We start from the raw sequence: 16,200 nt of genomic DNA, 5'->3' as shown, positions 1-16,200 counted from the left end.
CTCTCCTTGGTATTACGTGCAGGTTGCTTGTGAATGTGAACGCTTTCACGAATCCCTCAACAAGTGAAGGGCCGAACGTCACATGGGCGACGGTGGTCCGTTGCTTTGAGGAGGGGATTCGGGCTCTCTGTGGGGCCGATGTTGCGGGCCGTCCCGAGTGCCATGTAGAGATTCGCAAACCTCGGCGGCGGATACAACCCCTTCTGGAAAGTTTTTTTTGATTCCTCGGTGTCGGCTAGGTCACAGCCGTACTTCCATGGGGTGGAGCCTGGCCCAAACGTTCGAGATAAAGGACTTTGGGCCCTTCCACTCACACAATCACACGCAGTGCACGGCGTACGCCTGTGAACGTCACGCTCGTCCGCAGCCCCAGGTGGTCACCGTCCATCTGAAGGGGCAGCGGCACCTTGGAATGCAAGGTGAAGTCGGTGAGGTCGTGGAGCGTGACCGCGTTCCTGCCGCGGGGTCCGCGTTCGGGTGTCGACGTCAGCAGCTGGGTGCCGTAGCGGGCCACCGCGGGAGTCGACAGTTTCTTGAGTCCGAGCACGTCAAGGCCGGTGTCGAAGGACGCCTGGGGCGTCGGATAGAGCGGCCGGTTGCCCAGGAAGGACCACGGCGAGGTGTTGCTGACTATGGAGACGACCAGATCCGTGACCGGGTCCTCGCCCGGGCGTTCGAGCGTGATCGTGCCGTGCCGGCGGTCGGGCTCACCGAGGAACTGGCGCACGACCTGTCGCACATACAAGGCATGTGTCGAACGCTTGCCCCGCTCGCGCTGCTGCTCCACCCGGCCGACCACACCCGCGTCGAACCCGAGGCCCGCGCTGAAAGTGAACCAGCGGGACGGGACCGCCTCGTCCTCCGTGCCCGTGGTGCCCGCGGCGAGGCCGAGGCCCACCGTGCGCTCGCGGCCCTCGCGCAGGGCGTCCAGGAGCTGCCCCGTGGCCTCCACGGGCTCGTTCTGCAGCCCCAGGGCGCGCGCGAAGACGTTCGTGGAGCCGCCGGGCACGACGGCCAGGCCCGGCAGGCGGTCGAGGTCGGGGCCGTTGTGCAGCAGCCCGTTCACCACCTCGTTGACCGTGCCGTCGCCGCCGAGGGCGACGACCAGCTCGATGTCCTTGCTCTCCGCCGCCTGCCGGCCCAGGTCGCGGGCGTGGCCGCGGTACTCCGTGGTGACGGCCTCGAGCTTCATCTCGCTCGCCAGGGCGTGGATCAGGACATCGCGCGTGCGCGCACTGGTGGTGGTTGCCGCTGGATTGACCACAAGAAGTGCACGCATGCGATGCAGGGTACCTAGCGGCCTTGATCGCGCCCAGACCGAGGTAGGAGTCGGGTAAGAGTCCGGCGGGCCCGGGCCCGGGGTGCGCCCTGCGGGACGGCAGCGGGCGGGGGCTACTCTGCAAAGGTGACCTCAGAGCAGAACCCCGCCCCCGAGACCTCCGAAGAAGACGGCCCGCGCCCCGGCCGGCTGACCGCCGCGGCGGCCCTGGCCGGACTCGAGGGGGCCGCGCTCGTCGTGGGCGGTGCCTACATGCTGGTCGCCGGGCTCACCGGGAACCCCGACAACCCGGAGCAGGCCGTCACCGGCGGCGTGACCCTGATCGTGCTCGCGCTGCTGCCGCTGCTGGCCGCGCGCGGGCTGCTGGCCCGCAAGGGCTGGAGCCGCGGCCCCGCGATCATCACGCAGATCATGGCGCTGCCCGTCGCCTATACGTTGCTGCAGGCCGACAGCGTGGCCATCCCGGGCGGGATCGCGCTCGCCGCGGTGGCGATCGCCGCACTGGTGCTGCTGGTCAATCCGGCGACCACGCGCGCGCTGGGCATCCGCACGCCGGGGAGCGCACAGCAGCCCAAGTAGGCGCAATGGAGCGACACGAAGGCGCCCGGTGCGGTGAACGCACCGGGCGCCTTCATATGCGTACGTGCTCGGAGGTCACTCCTCGACCAGGAGCCTCTCGCGCAGCTGGGCCAGCGTGCGGGCCAGCAGGCGCGAGACGTGCATCTGGGAGATGCCCACTTCCTGGGCGATCTGCGACTGCGTCATGTTCCCGAAGAAGCGCAGCAGCAGGATGCGCTTCTCGCGCGGCGGCAGGTCCTCCAGGAGCGGCTTGAGGGACTCGCGGTACTCGACGCCCTCCAGCGCCTCGTCCTCGGCGCCCAGCGTGTCGGCGACCGCCGGGGACTCGTCGTCCGTGTCGGGGACGTCCAGGGACAGCGTGGAGTACGCGTTGGCCGACTCCAGGCCCTCCAGGACCTCCTCCTCCGAGATGGCCAGCTTCTCGGCCAGCTCGTGGACCGTGGGGGAGCGGCCGTGCAGCTGGGACAGCTCGGCCGTCGCCGTCGTCAGGGCCAGGCGCAGCTCCTGGAGGCGGCGCGGGACGCGCACGGCCCAGCCCTTGTCACGGAAGTGCCGCTTGATCTCGCCGACGACCGTCGGGGTCGCGTACGTGGAGAACTCGACGCCGCGCTCCGGGTCGAAGCGGTCGACCGACTTGATCAGGCCGATCGTCGCGACCTGGGTGAGGTCGTCCAGCGGCTCCCCGCGGTTGCGGAAACGGCGCGCCAGGTGCTCGACCAGGGGCAGGTGCATGCGCACGAGCTGATTGCGCAGCTCCGCGTACTCGACGCTGCCGTCCTTGAGAGTGCGCAGCTCGATGAACATCGCCCGCGCACCGCTGCGGTCGCGCGGATCGTGCCGGCCCTGCTGCTCACCGTGTCGCTCGTGGTCGCTCATCAATCCCGCCCGTCGCGCGTCCGATCCCCCAGGTCCCCCGCGAAGCCCGGTCCCGGGGGCCGACACTGCCTGCTGTGGCCCGTCGGCCGCCGGGTCCTCCGGGTGGGGCCGGGCCTGCTGCTCGGGAATACCGACGACCGGCCGCCGCACGCCGTCCGTGCCGCCGGCCGGGAGATCCCGTGTGCCGCGCTTGTCGTCCCGCACCGGACCGTCCCCGTTCATCACGTCGGGCCGGGGCCCGCGCCGCGCTTCTTGTAGAGGCTGATCGAGACGGTGTTGTCCTCGGCCACCGAGGAGTCGACCTGGCCCGCGAGGGCCGACAGCACCGTCCACGCGAAGGTGTCGCGCTCCGGCGCCCGGCCGTCGGTGGTCGGCGCGGAGACGGTCACCTCCAAGGAGTCGTCGACGAGACGGAACACGCAGCTGAGTACGGAGCCGGCGACGGCCTGCTGGAGCAGGATCGCGCAGGCCTCGTCGACCGCGATGCGCAGGTCCTCGATCTCGTCGAGGGTGAAGTCCAAACGCGCTGCGAGGCCGGCCGTGGCCGTCCGCAGCACCGACAGGTAGGCACCCGCAGCCGGCAGTCGGACTTCCACGAAGTCCTGATTCCCGGGCTCGCCTGCGATCTGGGACACCCTCACCTCCAAGGTGGTACAAGCACTTTCGGGCTCCGGAGGTCCTCCCCCGGGTGATGCGCCACATATATCTGCGGTGACGCTACCGCGCGCCCGACTTTCCTGTCCCGGGGGCCCCCGGCCCGTTGCTGTCACTCATAGTAAGCCTACGGGTACGGACAGTGGCTAGAGGGTGTGCGGGCCCAATTGGAAAGAGCGGGCGCCGGGTTGACGTACCCAAGCACTCACGGGTCGAACCCCGACGCGGGTGCGGATCGCCCGTATCAGACAAGCACGTCGTCCACGAAGCACCAGCGCCAGCTCTCACCAGGCTCGAAGGTGCGCATCACGGGGTGGCCGGTCTCCTTGAAGTGCTCCGTCGCGTGCCGGTACGGCGAGGAGTCGCAGCAGCCGACGTGGCCGCAGATCAGACAAAGCCGCAGTTGCACAGGGTGACTGCCGACGGCGAGACACTCCGGACAGGTCTCACTGAGGGGAGCCGGTTCGGGGTGCGGCAGCGCGTCGACGTGCGAGCACTCGTTCATGATGGCCAGGTTACGACGGGCGGCGCGAAGAGGGATGGTGGAAAGCGGGCCATGGACGTATTGCCACTGGTGGGGCTGATCGCGGCGAGTGCCGCGGTGGCGGGGGCGGCACGCAGGACGCCGGTTCCGGCACCGCTCCTTCTTGTCGCGGTCGGGCTGGCGGCCTCGTATGTGCCGTGGATTCCGGAGTACACACTCGACCCGCACATCGTGCTGCCGCTGATCCTGCCTCCGCTGCTGCACACCGCCGCTCTGGAGAGCTCCTATCTCGACCTACGGGCCAATATCAGGCCGGTCGCCCTGCTGTCGGTGGGCTACGTCCTGTTCGCCACGGTGGCGGTGGGCTGGCTCGCGTACGAGCTGATCCCGGACCTGCCGCTGACCGCGGCGCTCGTCCTGGGCGCGGTGGTCGCGCCGCCGGACGCGGTGGCCGCGACCGCGATCGCCCGCCGGGTGGGGCTGCCGTCGAAGCTCACCACGATCCTTCAGGGCGAGTCGCTCGTGAACGACGCGACCGCGATCACCGCCTACAAGGTGGCGCTCGCCGCCGCTGTGGGGGAGGGGGCCAGCTGGGCGGGCGGTATCCGGGAGTTCCTGGTGGCGGCCGTCGGCGGGGTCGGGGTCGGGCTGCTGCTGATGGTGCCGCTGCACTGGCTGCGCAAGCACCTCACCGAGGCCATCCTGCAGAACACGCTCTCGCTGCTGATCCCCTTCGTCGCGTACGCCGCCGCCGAGCAGGTGGGCGCCTCCGGGGTCCTCGCCGTCGTGACCGTCGCCCTGTATCTCGGGCACCGGTCCTGGCAGGTCGACTTCGAGACGCGGCTCCAGGAGGCCGCGGTGTGGAAGGTCGTCTCGTTCATCCTGGAGTCGGCCGTGTTCGCGCTCATCGGCCTCCAGTTGCGCGTCGTCCTGCAGGACCTCGGTGAGTACAGCGTGGGCCAGGCCCTCTGGTACGCGATCGCGGTGTTCGTCCTGGTGGTCGTGATCCGCTTCGTGTGGTCGTATCCGGCGACGTACCTGCCGTTGTGGCTGTCGTCGCGCATCCGGGAGCGGGAGAGCGACACCGACTGGAAGCGGCCGCTGATCGTGAGCTGGGCGGGGATGCGCGGTGTCGTGTCGCTGGCCATCGCGTTCTCCATCCCGCTCGTCACGGACGAGGGGGAGCCGTTCCCCGCACGCAACCTGGTGCTCTTCCTTACCTTCACCACCGTCATCGGCACCCTCGTCGTGCAGGGGCTCACGCTGCCGCCGCTCATCAAACTGCTGAAGCTCCCGGGCCGGAACGTGCAGGCCGAGACGCTCGCCGAGGCGCAGGCGCAGAACGTCGCCTCCACGGCCGCGGAGGAGCGCGTGGACGCGTTGATGCAGGACCGGCGCAACTGCCTGCCGCAGCCGCTCCAGGACCGTCTGCACACCGTTCTGGAGCGGCGCCGCAACTCCGTGTGGGAGCGGCTCGGCCAGCCCAACCCGGTGACCGGGGAGTCCGCCGACGACACGTACCGCAGGCTCGCGCGGGAGGCGATCGCCGCCGAGCGCGAGGTCTTCGTGCGGATGCGGGACGAGCGGCGGATCGACGACGAGATGATGCGGACCCTGCTGCGCAAGCTGGACCTGGAGGAGGCCGCCGCCTACCGGGAGGTCGACGACTGAGGGTCCTCGAACGGGCTCCCCGTGATGACGGCCGCCAGCGTCGTGCCGGATGCGAACGCGCCCTCCTCTGCGAGCGCGACGAGCGCGTACAGCATTTTGGCGACATAGAGCCGCTCGACCGGAAGGCCGTGGCGCTGCGCGAAATCGTCGGCGAAGGCGGCCAGCTCGGCCGGCACGCGCGCGTAGCCGCCGAAATGGAAGCGGTCCTCCATGCGCCAGGTGCCGCGGGGGCCGCCGAACGCCGCCGCTTGCAGGGCGCGGACGTCGGCCTCCAGGAAGCCGCCCTTGAGGACGGGGACGCCGAGGGCCGACTGGTCGGGCGCGAGCCCCGCGGCCAGACCCGCGAGGGTGCCGCCCGTGCCGCAGGCGAGCGCGACGACGTCGGCGCGGCCGCGCAGTTCCCGGCCGAGGTCCGTACAGCCCCGGACGGCGAGAGAGTTGCTGCCGCCTTCCGGGACCACGTACGCGTCGGCGGCGCCGGTGGAGTCGAGGAGCGCGGCGAGGACGCCGGGATCGCTCTTGTTCCGGTACGTCGATCTGTCGACGAAGTGCAGGCGCATGCCGTCGGCCGCGCAGCGGGCCAGGGACGGGTTGAGCGGGCGGTCGGCGAGCTCCTGGCCGCGGACGATGCCGAGGGTGGGCACGCCCAGGAGGCGGCCGGCGGCGGCCGTGGCCCGCAGATGGTTCGAGTAGGCGCCGCCGAAGGTGACGAGCGCGCGGCCTCGCGCCGCCGTCAGGTTCGGGGCGAGTTTGCGCCACTTGTTGCCGATCAGATCCGGGTGGATCAGGTCGTCCCGCTTGAGCAACAGGCGCACGCCGCGGCGCGCGAAACGGTCGTCGTCGACCTCGGTGAGCGGCGAGGGCAGCCGGGGGCGCAGATCGGCGGTGGGCGGGCGGGGCACCCGGCCATTGTCGGACATGTGTCCGGGTGCCCGCGCGGCCGACGCGTCGTGGTGCGCTACTTGAGCCGGTCGCGCACACGCCCTCGCATCGACGCCATCGTGAAGCCCTTCGGGTCGACCTTCCCGGGCTGCCACTCCAGGTGCCCGATGACCGAGCGCTCCGTCCAGCCGTGGTGACGGCAGATCGCCGCGGCCGCCTTCTCGATGGCCTCCAGCTGGGCCGCCGGCCACGGGTCCTGCCCGTCGCCGAGGTTCTCGCACTCGAAGCCGTAGAAGTGGCGGTTGCCGTCCGTGTTCGCCTCGTTGTCGTGCGGCAGCGCCTTCTCCGCGATCACGGCCCGCAGCACGTCGTCGTCACCGAGCCCCGCATGGTTCGCCCGCCCGTAGCCGACCAGATGGACCCGGCCGTCCTTGGTGATGACGCCGTGGCACAGCGGGCCCGGCAGGTCCGCGTGGCCTTTACGGCAGATGTCCACGGTGCGCGCGCTGCCCGAGGTGACGGTGTGATGGATCATCACGCCGTGCATCGGGCCCCAGGCGCCCTTGTGGTTGCGGTTGTGATGCTTCCAGTCGCCGACTTCGACCACCGTCAGTCCCTCGCGCTTCAGGGCGGCGAGAAAACTGCTCGCGGACATGGGTGGGGCCATGGCCGTCTCCTTCGCGGGGCGCGACGGCCGCCGGTCGCGCACCGTCTCGTACCGCTTGCTTGTACCCGCAACTACCGCGCACGGACTACTCGTTCGTATTCCGTGCGAGCCGTTCCGGACACCGGTGGCCGGAGTGCGCTGTGCCGGGACCTCAGCCGCGCAGGAATCCGTCCCCGTTCGTCGCGATGTGTGCTTCGAGGGCCTGCAGCGCCTGCTGCGTGGCCTGCGGGCTGCCGGTGCCCTTGCGCTCCTCGTAGTACGCCGCGCCCAGCTTCTTGAGCAGGTCGCCGCCGGCCCGCTGTGCCTGTACGTCGTCCAGCTTCTGCTTGCCCTGCGTCAGGCCGCGCTGCGCCTGCTCCTTGGCGCGGTCCAGGAAGCCCGCCATGGTCGTCTCCTCTGTCTGCTGTCTGCCGTTTCCCGATCAACGCGCGCCGGGATCTTCGAGTTCCGAAAAACGCGACCAATGCCCCGACTGCCCCAGATCCATTCCCGCTCATTTGTGTAATGGCGCGTGCACGATCCGTGCTGGAAGTCTTGTCCGCGCAGGTCAGTTCATGATCGGGAGGGCAATCCATGTCGGTAGGCGAAGAGATCCGCACGGAGCAGTCGGGGCCGCAGAAGAGCCTCGGGGCGTCCGCCGCGCGGAATCTGGCCACCACCACCAAGTCCGCGCCGCAGATGCAGGAGATCAGTTCCCGCTGGCTGCTGCGGACGCTGCCCTGGGTGAACGTGCAGGGCGGCACGTACCGGGTGAACCGGCGGTTGAGCTACTCGGTCGGTGACGGACGGATCACGTTCGTGAAGACAGGGGATCAGGTCCGGGTCATCCCGGCCGAGCTGGGGGAGCTGCCCGCGCTGCGGGACTTCGAGGACCCGGACGTCCTGGGGGAGCTCGCCCAGCGCTGCACGCAGCGGGAGTTCGCGGCCGGTGAGGTGCTGGCCTCGTTCGGCAGCCAGGCGGACGAGGTGTTCCTGCTCGCGCACGGCCGCGTGGAGAAGATCGGCACGGGGCCGTACGGCGACGACGCGGTGCTCGGCGTCCTCGCCGACGGCGCGTACTTCGGCGACCAGGCGCTGCTCGACCCGGAGACGATCTGGGAGTACACGGCCCGCGCGGTCACCGCGTGCACGGTGCTCACACTGCCGCGCCGCGACCTGGAGCAGATCGCGGAGCGGTCCGAGCCGCTGAGGGCCCATCTCCAGGCGCTGCGCTCGATCCCGGCGCAGCGGGCCAACAAATACGGAGAGAAGGAGATCGACCTCTCCGCGGGGCACGTCGGCGAGGCGGTGCTGCCCGGCACGTTCGTCGACTACGAGTCGGCGCCGCGCGAGTACGAACTGAGCGTCGCGCAGACCGTACTGCGCATCCACACGCGGGTCGCCGACCTCTACAACCAGCCCATGAACCAGACGGAGCACCAGCTCCGGCTCACCGTCGAGGCGTTGAAGGAGCGCCAGGAGCACGAGCTGATCAACAACAGGGAGTTCGGCCTGCTCAACAACTGCGAGTACGACCAGCGGCTGCAGCCGCACGACGGCGCGCCCAGCCCGGACGACATGGACGAGCTGCTCAGCAGGCGGCGCGGTTCCAAGATGTTCCTGGCGCACCCGAAGGCGATCGCCGCGTTCGGCCGGGAGTGCAACAAGCGGGGTCTGGTCCCCGAGAGCATCGACGTGGGCGGGCACCGCATCCCGACCTGGCGCGGTGTGCCGATCTACCCGTGCGCCAAGATCCCGATCTCGGAGGCGCGGACCACGTCCATCATCTGCATGCGTACGGGGGAGGACGAGCAGGGCGTCATCGGCCTGCGGCAGGCCGGCATCCCGGACGAGATCGAGCCGAGCCTGTCGGTGCGGTTCATGGGCATCAGCGAGCAGGCGATCATCTCGTACCTGGTGACCACGTACTACTCGGCGGCGGTCCTGGTGCCGGACGCGCTCGGGGTGCTGGAGAACGTCGAGATCGGCCGGTGGCGGTGACGATCCGCCCCCGGGACGTCGTGTCCCCGCCCGGAAGGGCGGGTACACCGAGGGGGTATGCGCCCAGCAGCAGTGGAACGGCCACCGTCCGTGGCCTCCCCGGGGTGAGCCCATGACACAGACGACCCAGACGACGCAGGCGCGAGCGGCAGCTGAGTCCGCCGGGCCGGGCACAGCAGGAGAGGGGGCGTTGCCCGGCCCCGCGGGGGACGACGGTGCGGGCCGGGGCGGGGGAGAGGAGTGCGAGGCGCAGGAGGCGGCGCTGATCCTGGCGCAGACCAGGGCGTCCGTCGACCCCGAGATGCGCCGGGCCGTCGAGGCCCTGCCGGGGTCCATACGCCGCGTCGCCCGGTACCACTTCGGCTGGGAGCACGCGGACGGCACACCCGCGGCGGGGAACGGGGGCAAGGCCGTGCGGCCCGCTCTCGTCCTGGCCGCGGCGCGGGCCCTCGGCGGACGGGCCGAGCGGGCGGTACGGGCGGCGGCCGCCGTGGAGCTGACCCACAACTTCACGTTGCTGCACGACGACGTGATGGACCGGGACGCCACGCGCCGGCACCGGCCGACCGCGTGGACCGTGTTCGGGGACGCCGACGCCATCCTGACGGGCGACGCGCTGCAGGCACAGGCCCTGCGGCTGCTCGCCGAGGACGCGCATCCGGCGGCCCCGGCCGCGGCGGCCCGACTCGCCGCCTGCGTCGTGGAGTTGTGCGCGGGCCAGTCCACGGACGTGGCGCTGGAGGGGCGCGACCCGCGGGCGGTCTCGCTGGCGGAGACCCTGACCATGGCGGAGGCCAAGACCGGGGCGCTGCTCGGCTGCGCGTGCGCGATCGGCGGGCTGTACGCCGGGGCGGGGCAGGAGGAGGCCGCGGCGCTCGACGCGTTCGGGCGGGCGGCGGGGCTCGCCTTCCAGCTCATCGACGACGTGATCGGCATCTGGGGCGACCCGGCCCGCACCGGCAAGCCGGCCGGGGCCGACCTGGCCGTCCGCAAGAAGTCCCTGCCGGTCGTCGCGGCGCTCGCCTCCGGGGGCCCGGCCGCGGAGGAACTGGCCGCGCTGTACGGGCCACCGGGCCCGGGGAAGGAGGGCGAGGCCGAGCTGGAGGCGATCGCGATGGCCGTCGAGCGGGCCGGCGGGCGCGACTGGGCGCAGGCGCGGGCGGCGGACGAGATGGCGCGGGCGCTCGACCAGTTGGCGAGAGCGGTTCCGGTACCGGAGGAGGCGGGTGGGCTGCTGTCACTGGCGGAGTTCGTGACGCGGCGCGGCTATTGAGGGGGAGGTAATTGGGGGGGCGCGGCCTGGGGTCGCGGTGACTCGTCGCCGCGGCTCCGGGCCGCTGCCGCAGCTCCGGGCCGCCGTGTCCGCCCCAGGGGTCGGGGCTGAAACCCGGGCCGCGATCCCGAGTGCGGGGCCCGTGTCCGGTGCGGGGAGTGATCGCTTAGGCTGCCAACGAGCGTACGAGGCACGCAGGTTGGTGACGGGCCAGGGGGGATCCAGAGTGGGTGTGGGGATGCGGCGGGCGCAGGAGGCCGACCGGGACTTCGTCGTGGAGCTGCTCGACGAGGCGTTCATGGACGACCCGGTCAGCGGCTGGGTGTTCCCCGGCGAGGAGCACCGGCGGGCCCGGCACGCGGGCCTGATGGGGGTGTTCACCGATGTCACGTTCGCCGAGGGGTTCATCGATCTCGCGGAGGACGGCTCGGCCGTCGCGCTGTGGCTGGACGTCCCGGACGAGCCGCACGGCCCCGAGGGCGGCGAGGGCGCCGACGGTGACGAGGAGGACGTGCCCGCGCAGGTGCGGGCCGCCGTCGACCCCGACAACGAGCGGGTCGAGCAGATAGCCCGGTTGACGGACGCCATCCACCCGGTGGGCCGCGCGCACGTCTACCTGTGGATGATCGGCGTACGGCCGGACCGGCAGGGCGAGGGCCTGGGCACCGCGCTGATGGCGCCGGTCCTGGAGCGCTGCGACCGCGAGGGTCTGCCCGCCTATCTGGAGGCGAGCAACGCCCGCAGCCGAGCCCTGTACGAGCGGCTCGGCTTCGTCTTCACCGGCACGGCTCTCGACCTGCCCGACGGCCCGTCGCTGTGGCCCATGTGGCGGGAGCCGCAGGCCGGCTGAGCCCGGACGCGGGGCTTGCTCACGCCTCGGGCAAGATCCGCTCCACCAGGCGTTCCACCACGCCCTCCGGCACGCTCACGCCGGGGATCGCGCCGTCCAGCATGCCCGGCATCGTCAGGTGTTCCAGGATGAGCCCGAGCATGCCCAGATAGAGGAGGGTGATCTCCTCGGCGCCGCCGGGCAGTTCCGACTCGGCGTTGAACGCGATGCCGAAGTCGAGATCGCCGCGCAGCGACTTCATCAGGGACGCGCGCAGCTCGGGCCGTCGCCCGGCTTCGAGGCGCATCTCCAGCATGGCGAGGAACCCGGTGCGGTCGCCCTGCGCGCGGCCGATCAGGTCGTACATGAACGCCAGGACCAGTTCCCGGTCCCTGGGCCGCTTCAGCAGGTCCTCGACGACCTTCGGGTCCGGGGCGAGCCGCTCGTGCAGCCAGCTGTCGATCTGGTGGAGCAGGTCGTCGCGGTTGGCGAAGTAGTTGGACGACGTGCCGGTCGGGACGCCCGCCGCCGTGTCCACCGCGCGGAAGGTCAGGCCGCGCGCACCCTCGGCCGCGAGCACCTCGACGGCCGCGTCCACGAGGGCGGCTCGGCGCTCCGGATTCCTCACCATGTCTGCCACTCCCATCCCCGGTCCCGGGAAAGCTCTTGCAACCACTACAGGTGAAGCACTATAACTGAAGTGGTTCGGGCGGAGTGTTTCGGGCGGAGTGCGCGGAGAGCCGCCGAGGACCGCTGAGAGTCGCCCACAGTCCTTGTCCTCCACGAAAAGAGACCAGCTTGCGCAAGCTCACGTACTTCGTCGCCGTGTCCGTCGACGGTTTCATCGGGGACGAGTCCGGTGACGGAATGATGTTCGTGCCGTTCGTCGACGAGGAGTTCCTGGGGTTCCTCAAGGAGGAGTACCCGGAGACGATCTCGACCGAGGGCCGCAAGATGCTCGGCTTCGACGGGATCACGAACAAGAAGTTCGACACCGTGCTCCAGGGCCGCGGCAGCTACCAGGTCGGTATCGACGCCGGCTTCCTCAGCCCGTACGGGCATCTGCGCGAGTACGTCGCCACGCGCAGCCTGAAGGAGTCCCCGCACCCGAACGTCGAGCTGATCCGCGACGACGTCGTCGGCACGGTGCGCGCGCTCAAGGCGGAAGAGAGCGAGCTGGGCATCTGGCTGTGCGGCGGCGCCCGGCTGGCGGGGCTGCTCGCGGACGAGATCGACGAGCTCGTGATCAAGACGTACCCGGTGGTCTTCGGCGCCGGCATGCCGATGTTCGCCGGCCGCGCATACGACCTCACCCGGTTCGACCTCGCGGAGAACCGCACGTTCGGGAACGGCGTGATCGTCCGCCGGTACAGCAGGAAGCGGTAGCGCTCCGCTGTCAGACTGGAGACCCGCGGAGAAAAAAGATGCGCGGGCGGTGTCGAGAGCGCTCCGGCCGCTCCGACGTCCCAGGTGAAGCCGCCCGCAGCGAGCGAGCGGCCGCACCGAAGGAGCGCAGGACCATGAAGTACATGCTGATGATCCAGGCCTCGCAGGCGGACTACGAGGCCATGCGCGGCAAGGCGTCCCAGGGGGTTCCCGCCTGGGGCGAGAAGGACCTGCAGGCGATGTACGCCTTCATGGAGCAGCTCAACAACGATCTGGCCGAGACCGGCGAGATGATCGACGGGCAGGGTCTGGCCGAGCCGGCACAGACCCGGACCGTCTCCCCCGGCGGCGAAGGACGGCCCGTGATCAGCGACGGGCCGTACGGGGAGACGAAGGAACTCCTGTGCGGCTACTGGGTGCTGGACTGTCCGAACCTGGACCGGGTCACCGAGATCGCCGAGCGGATCCTCCAGTGCCCGGCGCCCGAGGGCTCGCCCGCCTACCCCGTCGTCATCCGGCCCGTCATGGAGGGCGGCGGCGACGTGTGCTGAGGCCCGACGCTCCGGACACCACCGAGGACCTGCTGCGCCGCCACGCGCCGCAGGTCCTCGGTGCGCTCGTGCGCCGGTACGGGCACTTCGACGCGGCCGAGGACGCCGTGCAGGAGGCGCTGCTCGCCGCCGCGCGGCAGTGGCCCGAGCGCGGGATCCCGGACAATCCGCGCGGCTGGCTGATCAAGGTCGCGTCCCGGCGCCTCACCGACGCGCTGCGCAGCGAGACGGCGCGGCGGCTGCGCGAACAGACGCAGGCCCAGCTGCTGCCGCGCGACGCCCACACGGCGCCGCCGCCGGACGCGCCGCGCGCCCCCGCCGAGGACGACACGCTCACCCTGCTCTATCTGTGCTGCCACCCGGACCTCAGTCCCGCGTCCCAGGTGGCGCTCACCCTCCGGGCGGTCGGCGGTCTGACCACCGCGGAGATCGCCCGCGCCTACCTGGTGCCCGAGGCGACGGCGGCGCAGCGGATCAGCCGGGCCAAGCGGCAGCTGCGCGGCGCGGAGTTCCGGCGGCCCGACCGCTGGCGGGAGCGGCTGCCCGCACTCCTCCAGGTGCTGTACCTGATCTTCAACGAGGGCCACACCGCGACCTCGGGCCCCGAAGTGCGCCGCGCCGACCTGGCCGCCGAGGCGATCCGGCTGGCCCGCGCCGTGCATGCCCTGCTGCCCGCCGACAGCGAGGTCACCGGGCTGCTCGCGCTGATGCTGCTCACCGACGCCCGGCGCGCGGCCCGCACCGACGCCGCCGGTGACCTGGTCCGGCTCGACGAGCAGGACCGCACCCTGTGGGACCGGGCCGCGATCGCCGAGGGCGTCGCGCTCGTCGAGCGGGCGCTGCCGCACGGGCCCGTCGGGCCGTATCAACTCCAGGCCGCCATCGCAGCCCTGCACGACGAGGCCGATCGCGCGCAGGACACCGACTGGCCGCAGATCCTCGCCCTCTACGACCTGCTCGTCCGGCTCGCGCCCGCTGGGGAGCCGATGGCCGCGCTCGGCCGGGCCGTCGCCGTCGCCATGGTGCACGGCCCGGCCGCCGGGCTCGCCGAGACCGACCGGCTGACCGACGCGCTCGGCGGACATCACCGGCTCGCCGCGGTCCGCGCGCACCTGCTGGAACGCGCCGGGGACCGCGACGGGGCCCGCACCGCCTACCAGGTCGCGGCCGCCTGCACGCTCAGCGGACCGGAGCAGCGGTATCTGCGGGTGCGCGCGGCCCGGCTCACCCCCTGACACAGCGGACTCATAGATTGGGCGCATGGCGATCGAACTGCTTCACCTCACCGAGCGCGCCCTGTGGGAGAGCGCCCGGGCCACGGGCACGTACACGATGTCGACCCGCGGCAAGAGCCTCCAGGAGGTCGGGTTCATCCACTGCTCGTTCCCGCACCAGCTGCGCGGTGTCGCCGAGCTGCTGTACGGGACGGAGCCCGCGCCCGGCGAGCTGGTGGTCCTGGTCATCGACCGGGAGCTGCTCGACGTGCCGGTCCGGGTGGAGCCCGGGGAGCCCGGCGGGGCGGAATTCCCGCACATCTACGGCCCGTTGGCGGTCGCCGCGGTGACCGAGGTGCGTGACTGGCCGCGCCCCGAGGAGCGCAGCCAGAAGGAGCGCATGCTCGCCGGTGACCTCTACCTCGCCGACGATCCCGACATCGAGGCCGACGCGCTGCGCGGCGCCGAGCTCGCCGAGCGCTACAACGCGAGCAGCGTCACCGACCTGCCCGCGCGCCGTGCCCTGCTCCACGAACTGATCGGCGAGGTCGGCGAGGACGTCGTGGTGCGCCCGCCGCTGTCCGTCGACCACGGGCGGTACATCAGCATCGGCGCGCGTACGTTCGTCAACTGCGGGGCCGTGATGCTGGACGTGGCGCCGATCCGGATCGGCGAGGACGTGCAGATCGGCCCGAACGTCCAACTCCTCACCCCCACGCATCCGTTGGAACCCGAGCCGCGCCGCGCCAAGTGGGAGGCGGCGAAGCCCATCACCCTCGGCGACAACGTGTGGCTCGGCGGCGGCGTCATCGTCTGCCCCGGCGTCACGATCGGCGCGAACACCGTAGTGGGCGCGGGCTCCGTCGTCACCCGGGACCTGCCGCCGGACGTGGTCGCCGTGGGCAACCCCGCGCGGGTCGTGCGGGGGCTCGGGGAGGCCGGGGCGTGAGACGACGGGGGGTGGCCTGCGTGGTCGCGGGGGCGGCGCTGATCGGGTTCACCGGGGGCGACGGCTTCGCCGGCGGTCACGCGAAGACCTGGGCGGACGGGACGCCGGTCGTGTGGACGGACCAGGAGATGCCCGAACTGCCGCTGGAGAGGTACGAGTTCGACGGTACGGACAAGCAGGCGTACGACCGGATGGAGCGCGCGCGGCAGCTGCTCACGCAGCGCTGCATGGTCCGGCACGGCTTCGCCGACTTCCCGCGGGACCCGAAGTACCCGGGCTTCGGCAACCGGTACACCACCGTGATGGTCGCCGTCGGCACGGGACCCGTCGGCTCCTACGACCTGGAGAAGGCGCGGCGCTGGGGCTACGGCTGGGACCCGGGGAAAAAGGTCCGCCCGCGCGAGCCCGAGGGGCGGGAGATGACGACCGAGGAGTCCGCCGTCTACTACGGCGACCGGCGGGGCGAGCAGAGCGGCTGCGCCGGGGAGGCCTCCCGGCGGCTGGAGCGCGGTGTGCGGGACCGCAGGAACACGTGGGTGTACGTCTCCGGACGCGCCACCGCCGTCCGCAAGCAGGCCGGGCGGGACCCGCGCCTGCGCCGCGCCTACCGGGAGTGGGCGGACTGCGTCGTCGACAAGGGCTTCAAGCGGTACCCCGATCCCGTGAAGGCCTTCGGCGACAAGGCCTGGGGACGCGGCCAGGACGGCAACACCAGGCGCACGGAACGGGAGCTGGGCACGGCCGCCGCCGATGTCGAGTGCAAGCGTGCCCACAACACGGGCGGGGTGTGGTGGTCCGTGGTGAACCGCCTCCAGCGAGCCGAACTGACGCTCCACCGAAAGGAGTTCGCGGCGGTGCGCGTGGACCGGGACCGGATGCTCGCGAACGTGCGGGCGGTGCTCGAGACGGCCTGAGTCCGCCCGCGC

Annotated in this window: 18 protein-coding genes and 1 pseudogene; 11 read left to right on the top strand and 8 right to left on the bottom strand. The window is 71.6% G+C overall.

The genetic code is table 11. The annotated features are described in order from the left end of the window. Positions 1-310: 310 nt before the first annotated feature. Complete coding sequence (locus ACQUQD_RS13995) at positions 311-1,279, bottom strand: diacylglycerol/lipid kinase family protein (RefSeq protein ID WP_428952386.1); 969 nt, start codon at positions 1,277-1,279, stop codon at positions 311-313. A 126-nt stretch (positions 1,280-1,405) separates the two neighbouring features. On the opposite strand from ACQUQD_RS13995, the gene ACQUQD_RS13990 reads away from it, so the two are divergent. Then, positions 1,406-1,858 carry a hypothetical protein gene (locus ACQUQD_RS13990; RefSeq protein ID WP_428952385.1) on the top strand — a complete coding sequence of 151 codons (453 nt, stop codon included), beginning with the start codon at positions 1,406-1,408 and terminating at the stop codon, positions 1,856-1,858. A gap of 75 nt (positions 1,859-1,933) precedes the next feature. On the opposite strand, the gene ACQUQD_RS13985 is transcribed toward ACQUQD_RS13990, so the two are convergent. The 3 genes from ACQUQD_RS13985 to ACQUQD_RS13975 all read right to left on the bottom strand — a co-directional run bounded on the left by ACQUQD_RS13985 (position 1,934) and on the right by ACQUQD_RS13975 (position 3,893). Further along, positions 1,934-2,959: an RNA polymerase sigma factor SigF gene (locus ACQUQD_RS13985; protein WP_428952384.1), complete on the bottom strand. Its 1,026-nt coding sequence runs from the start codon at positions 2,957-2,959 to the stop codon at positions 1,934-1,936. Then, positions 2,956-3,369 (bottom strand): anti-sigma regulatory factor, encoded by a 414-nt coding sequence (locus tag ACQUQD_RS13980; RefSeq protein ID WP_428952383.1) that lies wholly within the window; start codon positions 3,367-3,369, stop codon positions 2,956-2,958. Before ACQUQD_RS13980 ends, ACQUQD_RS13985 begins: the two co-directional genes overlap by 4 nt. Before the next feature lie 263 nt (positions 3,370-3,632). Beyond that, positions 3,633-3,893, bottom strand: coding sequence for a UBP-type zinc finger domain-containing protein (locus ACQUQD_RS13975; RefSeq protein WP_428952382.1), 261 nt, complete (start codon positions 3,891-3,893; stop codon positions 3,633-3,635). A gap of 51 nt (positions 3,894-3,944) precedes the next feature. Here ACQUQD_RS13975 and ACQUQD_RS13970 point away from each other — a divergent pair, with 51 nt between their 5' ends. Beyond that, on the top strand, positions 3,945-5,543 hold the full coding sequence (locus ACQUQD_RS13970; RefSeq protein ID WP_428952381.1) for a Na+/H+ antiporter: 1,599 nt from the start codon (positions 3,945-3,947) through the stop codon (positions 5,541-5,543). On the opposite strand, the gene ACQUQD_RS13965 is transcribed toward ACQUQD_RS13970, so the two are convergent. The 3 genes from ACQUQD_RS13965 to ACQUQD_RS13955 form a co-directional block, all read right to left on the bottom strand. Beyond that, positions 5,522-6,463, bottom strand: coding sequence for a 1-aminocyclopropane-1-carboxylate deaminase/D-cysteine desulfhydrase (locus ACQUQD_RS13965; RefSeq protein WP_428952380.1), 942 nt, complete (start codon positions 6,461-6,463; stop codon positions 5,522-5,524). The two genes, ACQUQD_RS13970 and ACQUQD_RS13965, sit on opposite strands and share 22 nt — an antisense overlap. A gap of 38 nt (positions 6,464-6,501) precedes the next feature. Next, positions 6,502-7,092: an N-acetylmuramoyl-L-alanine amidase gene (locus ACQUQD_RS13960; RefSeq protein ID WP_428952379.1), complete on the bottom strand. Its 591-nt coding sequence runs from the start codon at positions 7,090-7,092 to the stop codon at positions 6,502-6,504. A 151-nt stretch (positions 7,093-7,243) separates the two neighbouring features. Then, positions 7,244-7,477 carry a hypothetical protein gene (locus tag ACQUQD_RS13955; protein WP_428952378.1) on the bottom strand — a complete coding sequence of 78 codons (234 nt, stop codon included), beginning with the start codon at positions 7,475-7,477 and terminating at the stop codon, positions 7,244-7,246. Between the two features lie 188 nt (positions 7,478-7,665). Between ACQUQD_RS13955 and ACQUQD_RS13950 the strand changes: the two genes are divergently transcribed. From ACQUQD_RS13950 to ACQUQD_RS13940, 3 genes are all read left to right on the top strand, one after another. After that, positions 7,666-9,072, top strand: a complete 1,407-nt coding sequence (locus ACQUQD_RS13950) for a family 2B encapsulin nanocompartment shell protein (protein ID WP_428952377.1) — start codon at positions 7,666-7,668, stop codon at positions 9,070-9,072. Between the two features lie 112 nt (positions 9,073-9,184). Further along, entirely contained in the window at positions 9,185-10,345 is a 1,161-nt protein-coding gene (locus ACQUQD_RS13945; RefSeq protein WP_428952376.1) for a family 2 encapsulin nanocompartment cargo protein polyprenyl transferase, read from the top strand. A gap of 226 nt (positions 10,346-10,571) precedes the next feature. Beyond that, complete coding sequence (locus tag ACQUQD_RS13940) at positions 10,572-11,195, top strand: GNAT family N-acetyltransferase (RefSeq protein WP_428952375.1); 624 nt, start codon at positions 10,572-10,574, stop codon at positions 11,193-11,195. A 19-nt stretch (positions 11,196-11,214) separates the two neighbouring features. Here ACQUQD_RS13940 and ACQUQD_RS13935 read toward each other — a convergent pair whose 3' ends face one another. After that, complete coding sequence (locus tag ACQUQD_RS13935; protein ID WP_428952374.1) at positions 11,215-11,805, bottom strand: TetR/AcrR family transcriptional regulator; 591 nt, start codon at positions 11,803-11,805, stop codon at positions 11,215-11,217. Positions 11,806-11,972: 167 nt separating this feature from the next. Between ACQUQD_RS13935 and ACQUQD_RS13930 the strand changes: the two genes are divergently transcribed. From ACQUQD_RS13930 to ACQUQD_RS13905, 6 genes and pseudogenes are all read left to right on the top strand, one after another. After that, complete coding sequence (locus tag ACQUQD_RS13930; protein WP_428952373.1) at positions 11,973-12,560, top strand: dihydrofolate reductase family protein; 588 nt, start codon at positions 11,973-11,975, stop codon at positions 12,558-12,560. 134 nt (positions 12,561-12,694) lie between these two features. Continuing rightward, the gene (locus ACQUQD_RS13925; RefSeq protein ID WP_428952372.1) at positions 12,695-13,111 is read left to right on the top strand and encodes a YciI family protein; all 417 of its coding nucleotides are present in this window, start codon (positions 12,695-12,697) and stop codon (positions 13,109-13,111) included. Continuing rightward, positions 13,108-14,346 carry an RNA polymerase sigma factor gene (locus ACQUQD_RS13920; RefSeq protein WP_428957554.1) on the top strand — a complete coding sequence of 413 codons (1,239 nt, stop codon included), beginning with the start codon at positions 13,108-13,110 and terminating at the stop codon, positions 14,344-14,346. The genes ACQUQD_RS13925 and ACQUQD_RS13920 overlap by 4 nt, the downstream gene beginning before the upstream one ends. Positions 14,347-14,371: 25 nt before the next feature. Further along, positions 14,372-14,707, top strand: a pseudogene (locus tag ACQUQD_RS13915) (DUF952 domain-containing protein); the annotation flags it as partial. A gap of 18 nt (positions 14,708-14,725) precedes the next feature. Beyond that, on the top strand, positions 14,726-15,274 hold the full coding sequence (locus tag ACQUQD_RS13910) for a sugar O-acetyltransferase (protein WP_428957553.1): 549 nt from the start codon (positions 14,726-14,728) through the stop codon (positions 15,272-15,274). Further along, complete coding sequence (locus ACQUQD_RS13905; RefSeq protein WP_428952371.1) at positions 15,271-16,188, top strand: hypothetical protein; 918 nt, start codon at positions 15,271-15,273, stop codon at positions 16,186-16,188. The genes ACQUQD_RS13910 and ACQUQD_RS13905 overlap by 4 nt, the downstream gene beginning before the upstream one ends. The last annotated feature ends 12 nt before the right edge of the window (positions 16,189-16,200 follow it).

Source organism: Streptomyces sp. cg35 (assembly GCF_050410835.1).
In the GTDB taxonomy this organism is placed as follows: domain Bacteria; phylum Actinomycetota; class Actinomycetes; order Streptomycetales; family Streptomycetaceae; genus Streptomyces.
This window is presented reverse-complemented; position numbering and strand designations above follow the sequence as displayed.